This is a genomic window from Nitrosomonas sp. TNE100, from assembly GCF_055387135.1.
On the sequence record NZ_AP040997.1, the window covers coordinates 1,679,927 to 1,699,755 of the forward strand.

General features: G+C 52.1%; 18 protein-coding genes. 13 read left to right on the top strand and 5 right to left on the bottom strand.

The window, feature by feature from the left end; all coding sequences use genetic code 11:
• Positions 1-12: 12 nt before the first annotated feature.
• From ACZ5EJ_RS07935 to ACZ5EJ_RS07950, 4 genes are all read left to right on the top strand, one after another.
• Positions 13-1,184 (top strand): IS3-like element ISNieu3 family transposase gene (locus ACZ5EJ_RS07935; RefSeq protein ID WP_464556878.1). Its coding sequence is split into 2 segments (ribosomal slippage): positions 13-292 and positions 292-1,184, totalling 1,173 coding nucleotides; the frame shifts between segments, so codons are not numbered across the junction.
• Complete coding sequence (locus ACZ5EJ_RS07940; RefSeq protein WP_074456286.1) at positions 1,185-3,506, top strand: heavy metal translocating P-type ATPase; 2,322 nt, start codon at positions 1,185-1,187, stop codon at positions 3,504-3,506.
• A gap of 442 nt (positions 3,507-3,948) precedes the next feature.
• Positions 3,949-4,221, top strand: a complete 273-nt coding sequence (locus ACZ5EJ_RS07945) for a hypothetical protein (RefSeq protein ID WP_074456287.1) — start codon at positions 3,949-3,951, stop codon at positions 4,219-4,221.
• 453 nt (positions 4,222-4,674) lie between these two features.
• Positions 4,675-4,878 carry a GFA family protein gene (locus ACZ5EJ_RS07950; RefSeq protein WP_074456288.1) on the top strand — a complete coding sequence of 68 codons (204 nt, stop codon included), beginning with the start codon at positions 4,675-4,677 and terminating at the stop codon, positions 4,876-4,878.
• Between the two features lie 198 nt (positions 4,879-5,076).
• On the opposite strand, the gene ACZ5EJ_RS07955 is transcribed toward ACZ5EJ_RS07950, so the two are convergent.
• On the bottom strand, positions 5,077-5,229 hold the full coding sequence (locus tag ACZ5EJ_RS07955) for a hypothetical protein (RefSeq protein ID WP_204987603.1): 153 nt from the start codon (positions 5,227-5,229) through the stop codon (positions 5,077-5,079).
• Positions 5,230-5,463: 234 nt separating this feature from the next.
• On the opposite strand from ACZ5EJ_RS07955, the gene ACZ5EJ_RS07960 reads away from it, so the two are divergent.
• From ACZ5EJ_RS07960 to ACZ5EJ_RS07970, 3 genes are all read left to right on the top strand, one after another.
• Positions 5,464-6,705, top strand: a complete 1,242-nt coding sequence (locus tag ACZ5EJ_RS07960; RefSeq protein WP_107818434.1) for a PepSY-associated TM helix domain-containing protein — start codon at positions 5,464-5,466, stop codon at positions 6,703-6,705.
• 58 nt (positions 6,706-6,763) lie between these two features.
• Positions 6,764-7,126, top strand: coding sequence for a hypothetical protein (locus tag ACZ5EJ_RS07965; protein ID WP_143000386.1), 363 nt, complete (start codon positions 6,764-6,766; stop codon positions 7,124-7,126).
• Positions 7,127-7,283: 157 nt separating this feature from the next.
• The gene (locus ACZ5EJ_RS07970; protein ID WP_011634773.1) at positions 7,284-7,706 is read left to right on the top strand and encodes a TolC family protein; all 423 of its coding nucleotides are present in this window, start codon (positions 7,284-7,286) and stop codon (positions 7,704-7,706) included.
• Positions 7,707-7,713: 7 nt separating this feature from the next.
• Here the strand turns inward: ACZ5EJ_RS07970 and ACZ5EJ_RS07975 are convergent, their stop codons facing one another.
• The gene (locus ACZ5EJ_RS07975) at positions 7,714-7,905 is read right to left on the bottom strand and encodes a hypothetical protein (protein WP_143000387.1); all 192 of its coding nucleotides are present in this window, start codon (positions 7,903-7,905) and stop codon (positions 7,714-7,716) included.
• 376 nt (positions 7,906-8,281) lie between these two features.
• Here ACZ5EJ_RS07975 and ACZ5EJ_RS07980 point away from each other — a divergent pair, with 376 nt between their 5' ends.
• The 5 genes from ACZ5EJ_RS07980 to ACZ5EJ_RS08000 all read left to right on the top strand — a co-directional run bounded on the left by ACZ5EJ_RS07980 (position 8,282) and on the right by ACZ5EJ_RS08000 (position 16,948).
• Entirely contained in the window at positions 8,282-10,582 is a 2,301-nt protein-coding gene (locus tag ACZ5EJ_RS07980; protein WP_074456289.1) for a TonB-dependent siderophore receptor, read from the top strand.
• 171 nt (positions 10,583-10,753) lie between these two features.
• Complete coding sequence (locus ACZ5EJ_RS07985; protein ID WP_074456290.1) at positions 10,754-11,431, top strand: class I SAM-dependent methyltransferase; 678 nt, start codon at positions 10,754-10,756, stop codon at positions 11,429-11,431.
• An 85-nt stretch (positions 11,432-11,516) separates the two neighbouring features.
• Positions 11,517-13,460, top strand: coding sequence for a pyridoxal-phosphate dependent enzyme (locus ACZ5EJ_RS07990; RefSeq protein WP_074456291.1), 1,944 nt, complete (start codon positions 11,517-11,519; stop codon positions 13,458-13,460).
• 1 nt (position 13,461) lies between these two features.
• On the top strand, positions 13,462-15,282 hold the full coding sequence (gene asnB / locus ACZ5EJ_RS07995; RefSeq protein WP_011634778.1) for an asparagine synthase (glutamine-hydrolyzing): 1,821 nt from the start codon (positions 13,462-13,464) through the stop codon (positions 15,280-15,282).
• Positions 15,283-15,451: 169 nt separating this feature from the next.
• On the top strand, positions 15,452-16,948 hold the full coding sequence (locus tag ACZ5EJ_RS08000) for an MFS transporter (RefSeq protein ID WP_011634779.1): 1,497 nt from the start codon (positions 15,452-15,454) through the stop codon (positions 16,946-16,948).
• 109 nt (positions 16,949-17,057) lie between these two features.
• On the opposite strand, the gene ACZ5EJ_RS08005 is transcribed toward ACZ5EJ_RS08000, so the two are convergent.
• Both ACZ5EJ_RS08005 and ACZ5EJ_RS08010 read right to left on the bottom strand, forming a co-directional pair.
• A complete protein-coding gene (locus tag ACZ5EJ_RS08005) occupies positions 17,058-17,261 on the bottom strand; it encodes a tyrosine-type recombinase/integrase (RefSeq protein ID WP_204987602.1) in 204 nt (67 codons plus the stop codon).
• A gap of 154 nt (positions 17,262-17,415) precedes the next feature.
• A complete protein-coding gene (locus ACZ5EJ_RS08010) occupies positions 17,416-18,036 on the bottom strand; it encodes a hypothetical protein (protein WP_204987601.1) in 621 nt (206 codons plus the stop codon).
• A gap of 385 nt (positions 18,037-18,421) precedes the next feature.
• Between ACZ5EJ_RS08010 and ACZ5EJ_RS08015 the strand changes: the two genes are divergently transcribed.
• Positions 18,422-18,616, top strand: a complete 195-nt coding sequence (locus tag ACZ5EJ_RS08015; RefSeq protein ID WP_464556883.1) for a Y-family DNA polymerase — start codon at positions 18,422-18,424, stop codon at positions 18,614-18,616.
• A gap of 3 nt (positions 18,617-18,619) precedes the next feature.
• Here ACZ5EJ_RS08015 and ACZ5EJ_RS08020 read toward each other — a convergent pair whose 3' ends face one another.
• Positions 18,620-19,828, bottom strand: a complete 1,209-nt coding sequence (locus tag ACZ5EJ_RS08020; RefSeq protein WP_464556884.1) for a PepSY-associated TM helix domain-containing protein — start codon at positions 19,826-19,828, stop codon at positions 18,620-18,622.
• Between the last annotated feature and the right edge of the window lies 1 nt (position 19,829).

Genomic DNA, 19,829 nt, shown 5'->3' on the forward strand with positions numbered 1-19,829 from the left:
TTGGAGGATGAAATGGAGCCTAGGAAACACTATACAAAGGAATTCAAGCTGGATGCAATCAGCTTGGTACTGGATCAGGGATTAACGATAGCAGAAGCTGCCAGAAGCCTGGAAATCAGGGCTAACATGCTTGGGCGATGGATCAGGGAGAGCCAGGCGGATACTAATGGTCAGGCATTCCGCGGTAATGGGAAACTGACACCGGAGCAGGAAGAAATCCGGCGGCTTAAACTAGAAAACAAGCAATTAAAGCTTGAGCGGCAAATACTAAAGGAGGCGGCGGTCTTTTTCGCGAAAGAAACGAAGTGAAGTATTCGTTCATCACCCAAAAGAAAAAGACCTACCCGGTCGGCCTGATGTGCCGGCTATTGGGTGTCAGTCGCAGTGCTTACTATGACTATGAACAACGCCGCTGCAATTGCCCGGATGATCTACACCACAGGCAACTACTTAATGCTGTGCAGAATATTGCAAAATCATGCGATTACACCTATGGCAGTCGCAGGATGAAACGAGCGCTAAATGCCTTGGACTATCGGGTTAGTCGCTGGAAGGCGAGAAGACTAATGCAAGAAGCCGGGATACAAGTGAAACACCGGAAGAAGTACAAGGTGACGACGGACAGCAATCACCCGTTGCCAGTGTTTGAGAACCAATTGAATCGGCAATTTACGGTTGCCAGACCGGATCAAGTCTATGTTTGCGACATTACCTGCATTTGGACTCAGGAAGGCTGGCTGTATCTGGCGGTTGTCATCGATTTGTTCTCCCGAAAGGTGGTGGGCTGGAGTATGAGCTCACGGATGAAAACAACACTGGTTTGTGATGCATTACGAATGGCGATCTGGCTACGCCGGCCACCGCCTGGCCTGATCGTGCATTCGGATCGTGGGTCGCAGTATGCTAGCAAAGCATACCGCAATCTACTGAAAGCATACGGTTTTATTGGCAGTATGAGTCGTCTGGGAAATTGTTGGGATAATGCGGTTGCGGAAAGTTTCTTTGGCAGCCTCAAGCAGGAACGCTGCCAATGGCGGCATTACCAAACCCGCCATGCAGCACAGCAGGATATTTTGCAGTATATCGCCGTGTTTTATAATAACCAAAGACTGCATTCATACCTGGATTACAAAAGTCCGAATCAATATGAAGCAGAAGCAGCAAAATCGATAAAAGCAGCTTAACTGAGGTGTCCGATTTTACTTGACCACGTTAAAGATAACTCAGAAAAACCATTTACGGACCCTGTGTGTGGAATGGAGGTGTCACAAACCAATCCACAAAAAACCGTGGAGTATAAGGGCAAGGATTACTTCTTTTGTAGCACCCAGTGCATGGAAAAATTCAAGGCCACTCCCAAAACCTATTTAGGCCCACTCGAAATTCATACTGCAGTAGAGCTTCCAGCGGCAGGAGCGATATATACCTGCCCCATGCATCCGGAAATACAACAGGATCATCCGGGGAGCTGTCCGAAGTGTGGCATGGCGCTCGAACCCTTGATGCCAAGCCTTGAAGACGACAACCCCGAGCTGAAAGACTTTACGCACAGATTCTGGTGGACGCTGCCCTTTACTATCATCGTCGCGGTGCTTGCGATGTTCGGTCACCAGCTAGGGTGGTTCAACATGGTTACGCAAACATGGGTAGAGCTGGTGTTATCGCTCCCGGTGGTATTGTGGGCAGGGCAGCCGTTCTTTGTACGGGGCTGGCAATCGGTTGTCAACCGCAGCCCCAATATGTGGACGCTGATTGGTCTCGGTACGGCGGCTGCATTTGTCTATAGTACTGTGGCAACGCTAGCGCCAGGAATTTTCCCTGAAACCTTCATGTCCATGGGGCGAATCGCCGTTTATTTTGAAGCAGCGGTAGTGATTATTTCGTTGACGCTTCTGGGTCAGATCCTTGAGCTACAGGCTCGATCACAAACGTCAGCAGCAATCAAATCGCTACTCGGTTTGGCGCCGAAGACGGCGCGGCGCATTAACCCGGACGGCACAGAGGAAGATGTGCCATTAACCCACGTTCATGAGGGCGACCGTTTACGGGTGCGTCCCGGCGAAAAAGTACCGGTCGATGGTATAGTCGAAGAGGGCAGCAGTTCTCTGGATGAGTCCATGCTGACGGGCGAATCACTTCCCGTGAGCAAACGCGCCGGTGACAAGGTGATTGGCGCGACAATGAACACCTCTGGCGCTCTGGTCATTCGCGCAGAGAAGGTGGGTTCTGCCACTGTGCTGTCGCAAATTGTGCAGCTCGTTGCGCAGGCACAACGTTCACGTGCGCCAATGCAACGCATGGCTGATCTCGTTGCCGGCTATTTTGTGGTGGCTGTAGTGGTTATTGCCGTGGCCACGCTGATTATTTGGGGTTTGTTCGGCCCTCAGCCAAGCTGGGTGTATGGCTTGATCAATGCTGTCTCCGTGCTGATTATCGCTTGTCCATGCGCACTGGGACTCGCCACGCCAATGTCCGTTATGGTAGCAACCGGACGGGGCGCGACACAAGGCGTGCTGTTTCGCGACGCAGCTGCCATTGAGAACTTCCGCAAGGTCGATACCTTGATTGTCGACAAAACCGGCACGTTAACAGAAGGTCGGCCGACTTTCGAGCAGGCTGTACCCGCCAGGCATATGACAGCCGATGAAGTGTTGCGACTCGCTGCGAGCTTGGACCAAGGCAGCGAGCATCCGCTTGCACATGCCATTGTGAATGCTGCTCGCGAGAAGGATCTTGCACTCAGTACTGCTAATGATTTTGAATCAAGTAGCGGCATTGGCGTTCGAGGTCAAATCGAAGGAAAGCACCTTGTATTGGGCAATACTGCGCTGATGCAGCAAGAAAACGTTGATGTCACAGCAATGGCCGGTACGGCCCAATCCTTGCGCGAAAAGGGGGCAAGCGTCATGTATTTGGCAACAGACGGTCAACTGGCAGGCTTACTGGCCGTCTCAGATCCGATTAAACAGAGCACACCGGAGGCTGTGCAAGACCTCAAAGATGCCGGAATTCGTATCATCATGGCAACAGGAGACGGCGTGGCTACGGCCAAAACCGTTGCGCAGCAATTAGGGATTGATGAGGTGCACGGCGAGGTCAAACCAGCTGACAAGCTTGACCTGGTGACAAAACTTCAGTCTGAAGGTCGGGTTGTTGCTATGGCTGGCGATGGCATTAACGATGCTCCGGCACTAGCAAAAGCCAACGTGGGCATTGCGATGGGCACCGGGACGGATGTAGCCATGAACAGTGCGCAGGTAACACTGGTCAAAGGAGATTTGCGCGGCATCTCGATTGCACGTCACCTATCCGAGCAAACAGTTGCCAATATGAAGCAGAACCTAGGCTTCGCGTTTATCTACAACGCTCTGGGCGTGCCGTTGGCAGCTGGAGTACTGTACCCGTTTGTCGGCCTTTTACTCTCCCCCATGTTTGCCGCATTGGCGATGAGTTTGAGCTCTGCTTCAGTAGTCTTTAACGCGCTTCGTCTCCGTAATTCAGATTAGAAGCTGCCATAAAAAGCCAAACGGGGCTTGGTGACAGTTTAAAAGTACGCCGTAACCTTTACGCGCCTGCCTTTCTTGTCTCTCTAATTCGAGCATGTTTAAGATCACTCTTCATTTTCTCTGCAATGATTTTATGCTGAAATTCAGATTTTTTCAGCAGAGCTTTTGCTCCATTAAAATCTGACGGTCCATGGATTCATAATCCCTATAATTATGTTCCCGATAGTTTGGCCGATTTTACTCCTGGCGCACCTATGAACGAGGATTACCGCTCCAATAATTGACCTTACCGAGCCAGATACGTTTGAGATTGTTACCGGTCCAGTGCTTGCTGATGTCATGTTGATACTTTGCACAGTCAGGCACCAGATGGTGCATTGGCCACGCTGCTGCGTGTCGAAAATTTACCCGACCATCCGATCTGGTCGGTACTGATCAAATCGTGCTGCTTAATCTCACCAATAATCTGCTGTACGATCTTGCAGTCAGGGCAACGCCGGCCTCTTTTAATTCACCTGCGATCCCTTTACAACTGATGCCAGGAGGCTACGAGCATAATCCTCTGTTCTTCTCTGCTGCAGCACTGACATTTCTTAACGGGCTGGCGTCTGACCAGACCTTTGCATTCCCCGTTCCAGATAACATCAAATTACGCTACGTGCAGTCGATCGGTAATGTAAACGGTATATTGTCTACTGCTGTTAGGCTTGTTTAACATAATTGTGTCCGGTGCCGGACATCATGCCTGGCTCGCATGGCATGATGGGAACCACACAGGAATCACTACTCCATTGATGAGCGTTTCCGGGGCTTTTATAACGGCTATTTTTAAAATTTATCGGTATAATCAATAAGTTACAGTCACTAACAATTCCGAACTTTTTTGAAGAACTTGTGGTCATTTGTCCAACGCATCTGTCGGACAAGTTAAATCCCTTCTCGATGTGCCATAACTAGCTGTAACAGCCTGCATTTGAAACAGGGTCAAACCAGCATTCAGCGCAATTTTCAGCCAGCAATAGCCGCATCTATTCACCCCCGCAACCCAGAGATAACTGCAAACGAGCCTACATTTAATCTTTCTAAACCAGGAATAACTGCGACTGACAGCTAAACGGTTTCAGGACGTCGCGCAATATGCAACTTATTAAGTATCCGAGGAGGCGCGGTGATTCTTCGTGCAAGTTGTCTATGTCAAAGCATCATCCTTGAAATCGATGGTCCTGTTCACGACATGCTGTTTTGTCACTGTTCCATGTGCCGTAAAGCTCATGGAGCAGCCTTCAGAGCACGAGGACGAGTAAAAACAGCGAATCTTCGATGGGTACGAGGCGAGGAACTGATTGCGCTTCTACGAATCATTTCCAGGTGAACACAGGGGCTTCTGCTCAGTCTGTGGTTCGAATATCTTCACCAAATATTCCTCACAGCGATAAGAACCAGGCCTTGCACTTGGAATACTTGATCATGATCCGGGTAACAGGCCTACTTGCCACCTGTTTGTTCACTCAGAAGCACCGTGGTACGAGATTACGGATTCTTTACCGCAATATGATACCTTCCCTCCTGGTTACACACCTAACCAGATCAAAGCTAATTGCTTGAAGTGGAAACGTACTATTACTGCCGCGTGCTCTGCTCGTTCGGATCGGTGCCATGTCCGCCGATACAGCAGCGCGGGTGCTGCAGGTAGCATGCCGGCCTTAGCGTGCTTTATTTCCATTTTCTTAGGCGACCCCTATCACGTCTTCTTCGTTTGCTTCTCGCTATCGAAGAAGCTGTTGTCTGAAGGTACCCTGAATCGAAAGGCCCAGACAGGTCAATATTAGTCACTAATGCGACAATTTGTCGCATTCTAAATTAACGGATTTGAAAGGATAATCGGTATATAACAAACACTGGTGCTGTGTTTGGGCACCATTGTAATTAAAGTTAGTTAAATAATTAATCATACATGATGACATTAAAACGCTCTTTTTGGGTTTGGCTGCACCGCTGGGCGGGGTTGGTCATGGCCTCTTTTCTGATCATCGTGGGTATTACCGGCAGTCTGCTGGCGTTTTACCCTGAGCTGGAACAGCTGATCAATCCCCAGTTTTATCCCAAACAAACGCTGGCGCACAAGTTGGATGTCGCCACACTGGCTGAACTAACCGAGCAGCGCATTGCTTCTCATGGCCAGGTTGATGTTATTGCACTGGAAGGCAATCAGGGCGCCACACTGGCTGGCGTGAGCACACGCCTGGACAAAACTGGTCAGCCAGGTGAACTAGGATTCGATCAGATCATTCTTGATCCTTATACCGGTGAAGAACTGGTGCGGCGCCAATTCGGCGCAATTTCGGAAGGAATGACCAATTTCATGTCATTCATTTACCAGCTACATTACGCCCTTGCGTTGGGTTCATTTGGCATGTGGGTGCTGGGCATTTGTGCCCTGATCTGGACGCTGGACTGTTTTGTCGGGTTTTATCTGACCCTGCCGCAGCGCCGCCGCCAATCCACGTCAATGGCTTCTGTTCACTCTTCCTGGTGGCAACGCTGGCAGCCTGCCTGGAAAATCCGCTGGCGATCAAGCCCTTACAAACTCAATTTCGATCTGCATCGTGCCAGCGGCCTGTGGCTATGGCTGATTTTGCTGACTTTCGCCTGGTCCAGCGTTTACATGAATATGTGGGATACGGTTTATACCTGGACGACGCGTGCAGTGCTTGAATTCAAAGCTCCCTGGACTGAACTGGAAAAGCGGGAGATTCCGCTGGCTGCGCCCAAGATCAACTGGCGGGAAGCACAATCCATCGCAGAGAAACTGATGGCTGAACAGGCAGATCAACATGATTTCGCGGTTGAACGGGTGGTTGCCCTGGCATTGAATCGTATGAATGGGGTGTATGTCTACACCGTGCGCAGCTCCAAAGAGATACAGGATAAGCAGGGAAGGACGAGTATATATTTCGATGCCAATTCAGGTGAGCTCAAACTGGCACTGCTGCCAAGCGGCCAATACAGCGGCAACACCGTGACCACCTGGCTCAAAGCCCTGCACATGGCCAATGTATTTGGGCTGCCTTATCGGATTTTTGTCTGTGTGCTCGGTCTGGTCATTGTCCTGCTATCGGTGACCGGCATTATTATCTGGATGAAAAAGCGGCAGGCTCGTTTCAGTGTGAGCAGTCGTCAACAGGAATCGTCTTATTGAATTCACCAACATAAGTAATTGTGGCCGGTTATCGTGTTGTGTCTGCTGTTGTTCATTCATGGCTGCACCACACCGCCGCCGCGTGAGCTCAGCGACATTGATTTGTCCATTTCGGATCAATGGTTCGCCCAGGTTGCAGCGGACGAATCCGATCAAGCCATGTAATCGGGCTGGGCGTGATCCTTTGATGACCGGTTTACACAAGCTCATCGATCAGGCACTGACGGATAATTTTGACCTGAAAGCGGCTGCGGCACGGGTTGAAGCAGCGATGGCGCAGCATTACTTCATCTTGCTGGAAGCCAGACTGCAGATTCGGGTGGCCGAGCAATCTGTCAGCGATTGCGGCACCATTGCCAGCCTGGTGCGAGACTGGTTTGAACGGGAGCTGCATGCGTACTGGATGTACGGTTGGTGCTGACCGATCTGACGCAGGCATGCTCACAACTGGCACAGGTTCAAAATCAGGTGCAGCTTATTATCCGTCAGCCGGAGATTCTGCTGGGTGTTATCCGGAAGGCGCGATTCCTGCCATCGACACGGCGGTGGTAACCTTATCCGCTTCAACTGTCTAGCAGATGCTTCCCGTACTCCCGCCACAACTACCGGCCGGACTGCCTTCCGAACTACTGACCCCGCGCCCTGATCTACTGGCTTCATTTGCACGACTGCGCGCGACCGATGCCTGTCTGGACAGCGCGTTACCTCCCATCATGTTCACTGCTGCTGGAGGCACACGCGACCAGGCACTGACCAATCTGATTGACCCGAACTCGCTCGTCTGGAATTTGTTTGCCGGCGCGTTCCAGCCGCTATTCACCGGTGGACATGTTCGCGGCGGCATCGCATTGGCTCAGGCACGGGCAACCGAAACCCTGCACCGTTATAAGGAAACTGTGCTCAATGCGTTCGTGAAGTTGAACAGGCGTTGGCAGCAGAAGAATGACTGCGTACGCAGGAAACCCAATTGCGCGCCGCTGTGCAGCAGACGGAAACTATAGCTGACAACTAGCGCTGTATGCCTATCGGCAGGGATTTATTCAGATCCTGACATTGCTGGACAGTTACCGCAGTACATTCAATGCACAAAGCGCCAATCTGGCAGTTCAACGCCAACTGCTCAACAACTGCATCACTCTTTATCTGACGCTGGAAGGCGGCTTTTGAACGATCGACAACCATCCTCAGCAAACGCCTCATTGTGAACACCCGCGTATATGATCATACGAAACCCAGCATGACCGTATCGTCTGGTGATAGTGATTTTGTTCAATCCTGCAAGCTGTTCTGGCTGATACACCGGACAAACTGGCAAAATCAGCTTGTGGGCTCGGATCGAATCGAGTGCGACGTTATGTCACATTCCAAATCCTGTTTTTATTCTGTATAACTTCCCCGCATTAAGTATACAGCTAGCTGTACATCGCCGATATCCATTATGAATGTCAGTCACGACATTGTGCTCAATTTTATCGCCAACATCACGACGAAAGCGGATCTTAAAATCCAGACCGACTCGACCGAGGTGAGTACCCAGCCGGAATCAAAATGATCAAAATGATCAGGAGAAAAAAGAATGGAAGAATCCTCTATCACCCTACTGTGGGTTCTCTTAGGAACGGCTCTAAGCAATCCGCTGTTTGGGGCTGAAGAAAACCGCGTAGTGAAAGAGGAGCAGGATGTGAGGGAAACGTCTGCTTTAGAACAAGGGCGGGCGCATCTGGCGCAGGGCATAAAGATGAGATCCGATTCCATAATGCAAGGACAGGAGACTGCAGATGGTTCCGAGGGAAAGGATGCTGGGCAGGTAGCTCGTGATGTAGAAGTGGCAGTACCCACTGGGTATGTCACGCAGTTGCCGGCGATGACAGTCACTGGCGCCCCTGCTTATCCCGAATCGAGTGGCTACACTACTAACCGCGCTAACAGCCTCACCAGGACGGATCTGCCTCTGAGCGACATCCCCGCCTCAATCCAGGTGGTACCGCATGAAGTGTTGCGCGACCGCGCAGTGACCCAGCCCGGCCAACTGCTAGAAAACGTCAGCGGTGTGCAGACCGAAGCCAGCTACGGTGGGAATCACGGAATGTTCTTCAATATACGTGGCTTCACGACCCACAGCAGCAGTCGCGATGGATTCCAATACAACGGCAACCTGGTTACCCGCGATGTGCAGAACATCGAACGGATCGAAGTGATGAAAGGGCCGTCCGGTACGCTCTACGGCGGCGTTGGTTCGCTAGGTGGCCAAGTTAACACGGTTTCAAAACGACCGCTCTACTACAATTATGGTGCAATCAATCTGCTGTGGGGGAATTACCAGCAATGGCGACCGACCTTTGACATCAACCGTGTCCTGGGTAAGGGTTTTTCCGTGAGATTGAACGGTGCGTACGAGAACAACGGTACCTTTCGTGATGGTGGTGGATTCGAATCATATTCCCTAGCCCCGGCAATATCCTGGCAAGGGGAAAAAACCAGTGTCACGTTATTAGCGGAATACAATCGCTTCGACCAGGATCTATTCGACTTCGGCCTGCCTAATCTGCCGAACTTCCGTCACCTCTCCCGTACCCGTTACTTCGGGCTGCGCAAAGGAGACTACCCTGACCTTCCAGGCGATAGCGGACTCAACGAGACTTACGTGGGTACTGCTATTCTCCATCACCAGCTGAGCCAGACCTGGGGCCTTCGGATCGCCACACAGTACCATAGAGCCACTCAGGATTCGACCCAGTCCTTTCCTGACAACTACCTGTACACTGGCGACAATAAGCTACACTTCACCCATTACATGAATGGCCATGAGTGGTCTCGCGGACACGCTGTGCAAGCTGAGTTGCGCGGACAGGTCTATACCTGGAACTTTGAACACAATTTGCTGTTCGGCACGGAATACAGAAAGGTCGTAAACCGGTTTAACAATACCGACCAAACGGGTTTTGTCCTCGACCTGTTTGATCCTGGTATGCGCCCTGCTCATCACGAACCCATCATTCTGGGTGAAGGTTATAACGAGGGTCGGGGAGACGATATTGGAATTTATGCACAGGACCTATTGACACTGACATCTGCGGTGAAGCTGTTAGCCGGTCTTCGACTGGATCGTTTCCATAACGAAGCCAGGAGCAGCGGTTATACGAATAGCGCGAACCAGATGGCGCTGTCTTGGCAGGTCGGTGCGGTGTGGGAGTTAAATCCGACAGCTGCGTTGTTCACCCGTGTGGGTCGGTCGCACTCGCCAAATATTACACGCAGCATCGATGCCAGCGTGTTTGACGCCGAAGTTGGTACCCAGAAAGAAATTGGTGCCAAATTTAACTTTTTTGACCGGCGACTGAACGCTACGCTAGCAGCCTACAAGCTAACCCGTCGTCACATTCTTACCAGCGATCCGAACGACCCTCTACGAAACATCCTTGCAGGACGTCAATCCAGCCACGGCTTCGAACTTGATGTCAGTGGTGAGTTGACACGGCGCTGGAAGGTAATTGCCAGCTATGCCTATACCCACGCCGAAGTGAAAGCAGATGGCTTCTTCCCGGTCGGCGATAAGCTGCCCGATGTCCCTCGGCACAGCGGCAATCTGTGGACGACCTACGAACCCGGTGGTGTTCTGCAAGGCCTTGGTGTGGGCGGTGGCATCTATGCTGCCTCATCGCGCCAGGCAACTCTGCCGAATTCCCACAGACTGGGAGCCTACGTACGCATGGATACCACCGCCTACTACGACACTGGTAACTGGCGTGCCCAATTTAACGTCAACAATCTGTTCGACACCAAGTACTACTACGGCGGCGCGAGTGGTGTCTACAACTACACCCTAATCCCCAATCCACCGCGCACATTTTTACTAACGCTGTCTTACCGCTTATGAGTCGGATACTGGTGTTTACTCGATTACGATCTGAATGAAACCGGCATCGCTCTGCTTCCACATTCATCTCGGGGTGCGAATAGCATGGTGGATTCAATCAAAATCGATCCCTTGATTCGGATTTCAGTAGAGCAGGTAAGTACACAAAAACTGCCAAAGGAGGCATAACCCATGAAAATGATTGAACAGTGGTGGACCGAACCCGATGCTGGTGACCAGTCGATGGAGAACGAGCATGGCGAGTTCTGGGAGCGAGTTGCCTCGCAGACCTTTGACGTCAGCCTTACGGACAAAATCCTGCTGGATTTTGGTTGCAACCAGGGTGGATTCCTGCGCAAGCTGTACGACGAGCACAAATTCCGCCAGGCCGTTGGCGTCGATCTGGCCCGTAGTTCGATCGAAGTTGCCCGTTCGCGATGTGGTGATCGCCCGATCGAATACATTGCCACCGACACTATGGCCGATTTTGAGAACCGGTTCGATATTGCCATCAGCACGGCGGTGATCTATCTGATAGAAGATCTGAGAGACCATGCTCAACAGATATACCGGGCACTGAAGCCTGGTGGTATCTATTTCGCCACACACCCGGACTACATGAACGACGACGCCGGTACCGAACTGCGAACGGCGATCAATCGCTTCGCCGCCATCAAGGTCAAAGAGCACACGCTGGATGATATCGCCGATGCCTTCATCGGGGTCGGCTTCAAGACCAGCATCAAGCGCATCGTGCCCAAGGGCTATACCTCGCTCTCCAAACCGAGCGCATGGTACCAGAAGGTTATTAACCATGTCGACGCGGAGTATGTCCACAACTATGCATTCCGCTGTGAGAAGGTACGATGAAAGGGACTGCGCAGATCTTTAGTGACCACCTTCTTGTGCAATTTTCACTCCCATCATCTTAAACAGGATTAGCGAGTTACCGACTATGAAAAACCTTCATCTATCTGACAGCACCGTCGATCTAAAACGGCATATCCTGGAAGCTGGAGAACGCATACTCGCATTCGGTGCTTGTGGCCCGGAGAATGAGCAGTTTCATCAAGCCCGCTACAAGTTGTACTCCATCGCTAGCTCCGACGTGTCGGTTAGCGACGCGAGCGTGATCGCCGCTGACGCGGACGTTCTTGCGCTGGCCCGCGACGTCTTTCCTATCTCCTGCGACGCTGGTGTTCTCGAAGAATGCCGGATTGCAGAAAATTTATTAGGGGAATCTAACCTGACCTTCGGCAAGATCTATCGCGCCTACCATGGACAGATCTATCAGGGCCTGATGGAGGACGAGCTGACCTGGCTTGAACGGGAAGGCCAGCTACGCTCCTGTATTGAATCTACTTATCCGCCCGCTGCTACTCAATGCTGTCGCATCGGCTACATAGGCGGTGGCGCGCTGCCGCTCCCGGCCATGCTGTTGGCACAGCGACTCGGCTATCAGGTGGTGGTGTTGGATCCTCACACCAGATCCACCGCCTTCGCCACGGAGTTGATTGCCAAGGTGGGGTTGGACCATTTGGTCCGTGTGATTTGTGTCGATGGCAGTAAGTACGATTTCAGCGATTGCGACTTGGTATTTGTGTCGAACTGGATCGCCGACAAGCAACCTTTGTTACGCCATCTGCGGAAGTTCACCAATATCCAGCACTTCATCTTCCGCAGCGCGCCCCGTAATAGCCTGGGTTTTATTATCAATGACATGATTGATCCCAATCGGGTCTGCGAGCATGGTTTCAGGTTCCGACATCAGACAGAGAAACGACCAGGTCTCTCCCTGATCTCGCTGATATTCAGCCTGCTGAGTCAATCGGAAGCTACCGAATCGACAGAGACCATCCGTCGTGCCGATGACGAGCCAGCCAAGATGGCCACTAGCAGGAAACGACTGGTGGTCGATTCGATCACCGATCTGATCGGTAATACGCCGATCTTGAAATTGAATCCAGCCAAGACTGGCCTGACAAATATCGACTTGTACGCCAAGCTCGAGCACCTCAACCCGTTCGGCTCGATCAAGGATCGGACGGCATGGGCAATGCTACGCCCGCACTTGGGCACTCTGCAGTCCAGTAACAAGCAGCTGTTGGAGCTATCGAGCGGCAATGCAGCGCGTGCACTTCAGGCAGTGGCATCTATCTATGGCAGCGCCCTTGAGACCATTACCAACCGTATCCGTATTCAGGAGATGCGCCGCATGCTGGTAGTACAGGGCGCCAAGGTTTCACCGATGGCGGGAGACGTCGACCCCACCGATGCCATGGCAGCTTTGCTGTACGTCGATGCGCGCGCATACGAACAGCGCGATCGTTATCTCTATACCGATCAATACCGTAATCCCAACAATGACTGCACCCATTACGCCACCACGGCTCGGGAGATCCTGGAGGATCTCGGGCCGGTCGACTACTTTTTTGCACCAGTCGGCACTGCGGGTTCCAGTATCGGTATCGGCCGGCGCCTTCGGGAAGCGAATGAGAAATTGAAAGTGTCCGGTATCGTTTCGACTAAGGACAGCGCCATACCCGGCATCCGTCACATGGATGAGATGTTCTACGTCGGCCCCTTTGAGGAACAAAAGTATGACCAGTTAGTTGGCATCACGGCGAGCGAGGCACTTGATGGCATGCTCGCCCTAATCCGTGACTATGGAGTGATGGCAGGCCCTTCCAGTGGCGCCACCTATCTAGCTGCACTGCGCTACCTGCGAGCCATTGATGCCAAACAGACAGAGCGCAAGAGCGCTGTAATCATCGTCTGTGATCGGGTGGAACTGTATCTGAGTTGGATCGAGCAGATGCGTCCCGCGCTGTTCGAGGATTATGAGACACCCGAGGCAGAGCACGCCACCGTTGCAACCTCTGCGACACTGGGGGCTTGAGATGAGCGGAATCGCTGGGTTCGTTGGGCGCGAGACTCCGGCGGCCTTGCGCATTAGGGTAGTCGAGGACATGGTGCGAACCGATGCCATGCAACGGCGCGGGCCGGACAGCCGAGGTACGGTGGTCGCGGATGAACGGGTCGTACTGGGCAATACTCGTCTGCGCGTGGCCGATATACACAATTCTGAGGCAGACATGCCAATGCAGAGTGCCGACGGCATGCTGACCCTGACCTTCAACGGTGAAATCTACAATCATCTCGATCTGCGGCGCTTGTGTCCGGACTATCACTTCCGTACCAAATCGGATACCGAGAGCCTGCTTGCCATCTACCAACGTCATGGCCTGGACATGCTAAGCATGCTCGAGGGCATGTTTGCCTTCTGTCTGCACGATCGGTCGGCCAGACGAACGCTGCTGGCTGTGGATCCAACGGGACAAAAGCCACTGTACTACACGCTTGGGGACGGGGACGAACTGTATTTTGCCTCGGATATTGAGACCATTTTGCGTATCCCTCATCTCAACTTCAGCTGGGACCGCGAAGGTTTGGCCCAGGCCGCGGGCATCATGTTCGTATTTGGCCCCCATACTCATATCCGCGAGATCAAGAAGCTTGAGGCTGGATGTTGCCTGGTCGTCGAACAGGGTGAACGCCCGCGTCATCGGCGCTATCACAAGATCGTCATCGGTGATGAATTGCAACAGGATGTCACCGCAATCACCGAACGTATTCGGGACGCAGTGGCTGCAGGCTGCACACGCTGTTTCGACCTGGAGGTTCCGTATGCCTATTTATTAAGCGGCGGCATTGATTCGTCCAGCGTGGTAGCCCGAGCTAGGAGCCAGGGCTTGGAACTGCACACCTATGCTATCGGTTTTCCCGAATCTGGGTTGAGGGCAGGTGCCATCATGCATAACGAGTTCAGCTACTCTCGGCTGGTGGCCGAAGCCTTCGGCACGGAGCACCGGGAAATTGAGGTGACGAGCCAGATCTATTGCGAGGCCATGGACCGTTGGTGGTCGCTGTGCTGCGAACCGAATGGTGCACCCGAGGCGGTCTGTCTGTTCCTGCTGCTCGAGCAAATCGCCGCCGACGGTTATCGCGTAGCGTTTTGTGGCAGCGGGCCGGACGAGGTATTCGATGGTTACAGTCATGGACACAGGCTGAAAATCACCCCCTCGAGGCTGGTAGCGGGTGCCTATTTCGATTATTTCAATGCGGTGGGGGATATCGACCTCGGGCAACTGATGCTTGAGGTCGATGCTCGCGCCGCCTTCATTTCCGCCGTGCAGCCCTATCTCGATCTGTACGCGCATGATACGCAGGACAGCCAACAGCTCACTTGCCTGCTCGATTATCACGGCGAGTGCGTAGTCTCTGAATATCGTCAGATAGACATGGCCAGCATGGCGCACAGTATTGAAGTCAGAATCCCACTAGCCGACCAGCAGGTCATTCAAAGCGCGTTTTCCTTTCTACCGAGGCTCAAGCACTATGAGGATTCAGAAAAATGGATCTTCAAGCAGGCGATGGCACCCTGGCTCCCTAGCGCAATCTCGAGCCGAAAGAAGATTGGCTTTCCAGTGCCGCAGATGGTATATGCATCGCCCGAGTTTGAGGCGCGTATGGAGAGTTCGCTGGAGCCGGATAGCGGCCTTGATAAGCTTGGTCTGTTTGACATGGCCTATCTCCGACGGGCTTGGCGCGAGCGAGGGAGCCGCGGCTATGACATCTTCTACCGCTTGCACGGTATGGATGTCATCGCACGCCGCCACTCGTCTTACCTAAGTCCCAAAGATCCGACGGCATACCAGTGATAAATACCGCTCAATTCAGCATAAATGGAGGCACCCAGAAAGACCAGCTCGATCTGATGTCAGTGATGTCTACGTTATCCCTATGCGGATTACGACACCGACGGCAGGTCGAGGCTGAACCTCTGGCGATCCAACTTTACCAGAGACGGCTGCCTAGGCTGGCTATTCCGTGATCAGCATAGCGGCCAAGGCCACGCGGCGCGAATGGATCGGCTTAGCAGTAATCGCCCTGCCATGTCTGCTGTACTCCATGGATCTGACGATCATGACCTTGGCACTACCGACCATCAATGCAGCGCTGAACGCCACTAACGCACAGATGTTATGGATGGTGGATATCTATGGCTTCATGGTTGCCGGCTTCCTGATCACCATGGGTACTATCGGCGACCGCATCGGGCGACGGCGACTGTTATTGATTGGTGCAGCGGCTTTTGGCATTGTCTCGGTCCTCGCTGCACTGGTCAAAAGTGCCGGCACCTTGATTCTTCTTCGCGCCTTGCTCGGAGTGGCCGGCGCAACGTTGGCGCCGTCCACGCTCTCACTGATTCGCAATATGTTTCACAACAAGAACGAACGGACGACAGCTATCGGCATCTGGATGGCTAGCTTCTCGGCCGGAGCAGTAGTCGGCCCCTTGCTGGGCGGGATACTGATTACGCATTTTCATTGGAGCTCGATATTTCTCATCTCCGTACCTGCAATGTTGCTGTTGTTGGCACTGGGTCCCTGGCTGCTGCCTGAATATCGCGATCCGGCCCCGGGCCGTGTCGACCTGTGTAGCGTACTGTTATCGCTAGGCGCCGTATTGGCTGTTGTGTACGGTATAAAAGAGGGGGCAGGACAAGGGCTGAGTTGGTGGCCTGTTTTATCGCTGCTCGTTGGTGTGGCGCTGGCCGGAGTATTTCTGCATCGTCAGACGCGACTGGCCTATCCCATGGTGGATCTGCAGCTGTTCAGCAGGCCAGGCTTTTCCGCGGCCATGCTCAGCTACGCATTCGGCTTCTTTGTGTTGTTCGGACTCTCAATCCTTCTGACCCAGTATCTGCAACTAGTGCTCGATCTTTCGCCATTCAAGGCCGCCTGCTGGCTTGCGCCCTGGGGGGGTGCCTTCATGATTGGCTCCGCCACGGCACCGCGCATCGCACGCTATTGGCATCCCTGCCGCATCACCACCTGTGGCCTGTTGTTGTCGGCATTGGGATTTGCCCTGTTGACGCAAGTAGGTGGTTCGTCTGACAAGGAAGTAATTATTACCGGGACAGTGATGCTGGCGCTGGGGCTGACACCGCTGTTCACCTTCAGCGTCGAGCTAATCATCGCTCAAGCCCCTTCGGAGCGGGCGGGGGCTGCGGCAGCATTGTCCGAGACAGGCTCCGAACTCAGTGGTGCGCTGGGCATCGCCCTGTTGGGCAGCCTCGCTAGCCTGATCTACCGCATGGAGTTTTCTCCTGAATCATTATCGGGCGTGCCCGAAGATGCTCTCACATATGCAAATGGTTCCCTGAGCGCGGCGGTCGCCATCGCTGACAAATTACTGGAACCTGCAAGGATCGAGTTGCTTACTGCCTCACGGCACGCATTTACCGCCAGCATGCAATTCATTTCCGCAACGTCGATGCTGATCGTACTGGCGGCGGCGCTGATTTCCTGCCGCACATCTTGAGTCGCGGCAGACGAGCTTAGCACAATCACATTCTGACCAACATGGTCACGAACCTGTTCAACCATTGGGATAGTTAAATTCGCTTTAACAAAGATTTTCTTTATCCCCATCAATCATCCATCCAGTCGTTGAGTTCATCGTTGTAGGCCAACATCGCTTCTTCCGCGCATTCGTTGATCAAGTGCAGATAAATCATGGTCGTCTGAATCGAAGAGTGCCCAAGCTGACGTTGAACAAACACCAATGGGTCAATACCCGAGTTGGACCGCTGCATGGCGCAAAGTGTATGAGTGGCGTAGGTATGACGCAGCATGTGGGGATGAACCTAGATGTCGACACGCGCGTGGATAGCGTAGTGATTCAGGTCTCTCATAAACCTTCGGCTGACGTAAATGTCACGAGGTTTGGATCCCTTCGTTCGGATTCCATGTCCATCTCGGGGGTCGAGTCGAATGCGAATGTTGGCCTCACCGTTCGCAGAGAGATTGGGCACCATTACATACACCAGTGGGAATGTAGCGATTTCTTCTCGACGCAGACCTGTTTGCAGCACTAATTAATGTCTTAATCTCGTCTTTGGACAGAAATTTCGGAAGAGTATGGTGCTCTTTTAGGCTGACATCCCTCACCATGATTTTTCCGCCAGAGGCATCGGCGTGGGCAAAATAACCAGTTCGATTGATGTTGCGCTCTTCATAATCAAATGGAAGAGCATCTACCCAATCCTCATTGAAGGCGTATTTGTAGAATTCACAAACATATAGCAAGCGTTGGTTCACCGTACTGCGCGCGAACCCAATCGTATCCAGACAGTAGTCCCGATATGCTGCAACGAGGCTGTGTGCTTCTCCACGTTGAACATCACACCAATTCAATTCATGAGCCTGGAGAAAGCTGAAGTAATCATACATGGCCCTTCCAGTACTTAACCATGAGTGCCTTGATCCAATTGCACCGCGCAGGAGGTAATGCCGCATGAAGCTATTCGCATGGACGCAGCTTTCCATCAAGTCATACAGAAGAATGGGGAATCCAGGATAGGGCTGCCCCTTGAGCAAGAAATACTCGGTAGAGTAAATAAGTTCCATGGGTTCTTATCTGATGAAGCAGATCAAATGCCTTGATTCTTGAGTATTACGACTCTATACCTTTTTAATCCAATCCAAGAAGATACATGATAAGATCACCGCCCTCATCACTATATTCTGCGCGAGCGCCTCAAAACTTCGAACCAATGTGAAATAACTTAACACTCAGTCCAACAAAAAAACATATCAACGAGTTGTTCACTATCAGCACGAGGTTGGAAGCCACGGCTTTCTTAAGTGTGATTCATTAACGCTTCTGAGCAGATAGGCGAATCCATCTCCTACCAACGTATCAAAAAAGTTATCCATCGATTTTATTTTCCCCCAACTTCTTTCTGTTATTCGTCTCAAGGAGATAAGAAAGAGAATACAGCTATTCTAACGGATGGCAAGCCCCAGAAGAGTGCTTTATCGGGTTGCAGGGGACCCTGATGTGACTCGCAGGGCGCGTGAAACTCGCGCTAAAATCCTACAATGGACGGGCCTGTCCACCTGTATCGGTATTAGCCCGACTAAAACTCTGGCTAAACTTGCCAACCATATTACCGAGGATGCAGACAGAAAAACCCGGTTTGTATAGCATTTACTTGATCCTCCTGCTCTTGCATTTCTTGCGCCAGATAACGACACCCGTCATGGTTAGCATTGCGGTCAATATTCCCGTGATGCATATCAGTACACGTCCATATATACCTAATATCTGTCCACTATGTATTGGGAATTGCCAAGCAAGAAAACGATCCGCCCTGGTACCACTATCATACCCTCGGCGCCCTGTCAATGTACCGGCGTTACCGTCAATGAACACCTGCTCCGTTTTGATCGCAAACACTTCGCTTCCCCTCCCCTTCTGATCAAAAGCCACGCGATATACATTCAGGGCAGGCATATACCTCACAAACGACAATTCCAGATTATCATTTCCAGCCGGCAACCACTGATGCGCCACCAATACCGCATCTGAAAAACCCAATACTGGATCAACACCTGATTGCAACGTCCCGGGCAGCGTTTTACGTGGATCAGGTGTCAAATCCCCGAACAATCCTACAATTGGCCTGAATACCTCCGCATTCAGGTTGAAATACGTGCCGCTCATTGCCATCATGAAGAGCACAGGCCACAACCACAGGCCACTTGCTCGGTGCAGATCAAAATTGAATCTGACCTGACCAGCCTGTCTCTTGATGCTCCACGATGGTTTCCAGCGCGACAACCAGTTTCTGCAAGAATTGTTCTTTTCCTTTGATCTCAATGGCGGAGGGAGTGTCAGATAAAAACCAACGAGACAATCCACCATCCAGATAAGGGCAATGCCGCCTAGCAACCAAACACCCCAGCGCCCCGGCAGGTAAAGATTAGTATGCAACCTATATACCATGGGAATAATATGTGCCCGATCCATGATAAACGCGCCGCGTACCCTCGCCCCCAGTGCCTCACCACTAAACGGATTCAAAAATAGCTCCCGCATCGTGCCCTGCTCCGTTTTCAGGTCAACCCTAATACTTTCTCCATGGTCACGCTTGATCCGTATCGTGATAATCTCAGCCTCAGGATCAAACTGCTGCGCATGTCTGGCCAGTGTATCCAGCGACAACACTGGCACAGCACGCTCTGGCACATGAAACAACTCTGGGTTTAACCAGGCATCTAGTTCGCGCTCAAAAGCAATCACACTGCCAGTCAATCCCAGCACAATTAGAAAAACGGCAATGACCAGCCCGACATAACGATGTAACCTTACCCAAAATGATCTGGATCGCACACCTGAACGAATAGTAGATGTCATG

Excerpts from the sequence above, each read along its gene's own strand:
- ACZ5EJ_RS07965 (WP_143000386.1), top strand. The coding sequence starts at position 6,764 with ATGGCTGCACCACACCGCCGCCGCGTGAGCTCAGCGACATTGATTTGT.
- ACZ5EJ_RS07970 (WP_011634773.1), top strand. The coding sequence starts at position 7,284 with ATGCTTCCCGTACTCCCGCCACAACTACCGGCCGGACTGCCTTCCGAA.
- ACZ5EJ_RS08005 (WP_204987602.1), bottom strand. The coding sequence starts at position 17,261 with ATGCTGCGTCATACCTACGCCACTCATACACTTTGCGCCATGCAGCGG.
- ACZ5EJ_RS08015 (WP_464556883.1), top strand. The coding sequence starts at position 18,422 with ATGGCAAGCCCCAGAAGAGTGCTTTATCGGGTTGCAGGGGACCCTGAT.
- ACZ5EJ_RS08010 (WP_204987601.1), bottom strand. The coding sequence starts at position 18,036 with ATGGAACTTATTTACTCTACCGAGTATTTCTTGCTCAAGGGGCAGCCC.
- ACZ5EJ_RS07980 (WP_074456289.1), top strand. The coding sequence starts at position 8,282 with ATGGAAGAATCCTCTATCACCCTACTGTGGGTTCTCTTAGGAACGGCT.
- ACZ5EJ_RS07990 (WP_074456291.1), top strand. The coding sequence starts at position 11,517 with ATGAAAAACCTTCATCTATCTGACAGCACCGTCGATCTAAAACGGCAT.
- asnB (WP_011634778.1), top strand. The coding sequence starts at position 13,462 with ATGAGCGGAATCGCTGGGTTCGTTGGGCGCGAGACTCCGGCGGCCTTG.
- ACZ5EJ_RS07985 (WP_074456290.1), top strand. The coding sequence starts at position 10,754 with ATGAAAATGATTGAACAGTGGTGGACCGAACCCGATGCTGGTGACCAG.
- ACZ5EJ_RS07960 (WP_107818434.1), top strand. The coding sequence starts at position 5,464 with ATGACATTAAAACGCTCTTTTTGGGTTTGGCTGCACCGCTGGGCGGGG.
- ACZ5EJ_RS07975 (WP_143000387.1), bottom strand. The coding sequence starts at position 7,905 with ATGAGGCGTTTGCTGAGGATGGTTGTCGATCGTTCAAAAGCCGCCTTC.
- ACZ5EJ_RS07955 (WP_204987603.1), bottom strand. The coding sequence starts at position 5,229 with ATGGAAATAAAGCACGCTAAGGCCGGCATGCTACCTGCAGCACCCGCG.
- ACZ5EJ_RS08020 (WP_464556884.1), bottom strand. The coding sequence starts at position 19,828 with ATGACATCTACTATTCGTTCAGGTGTGCGATCCAGATCATTTTGGGTA.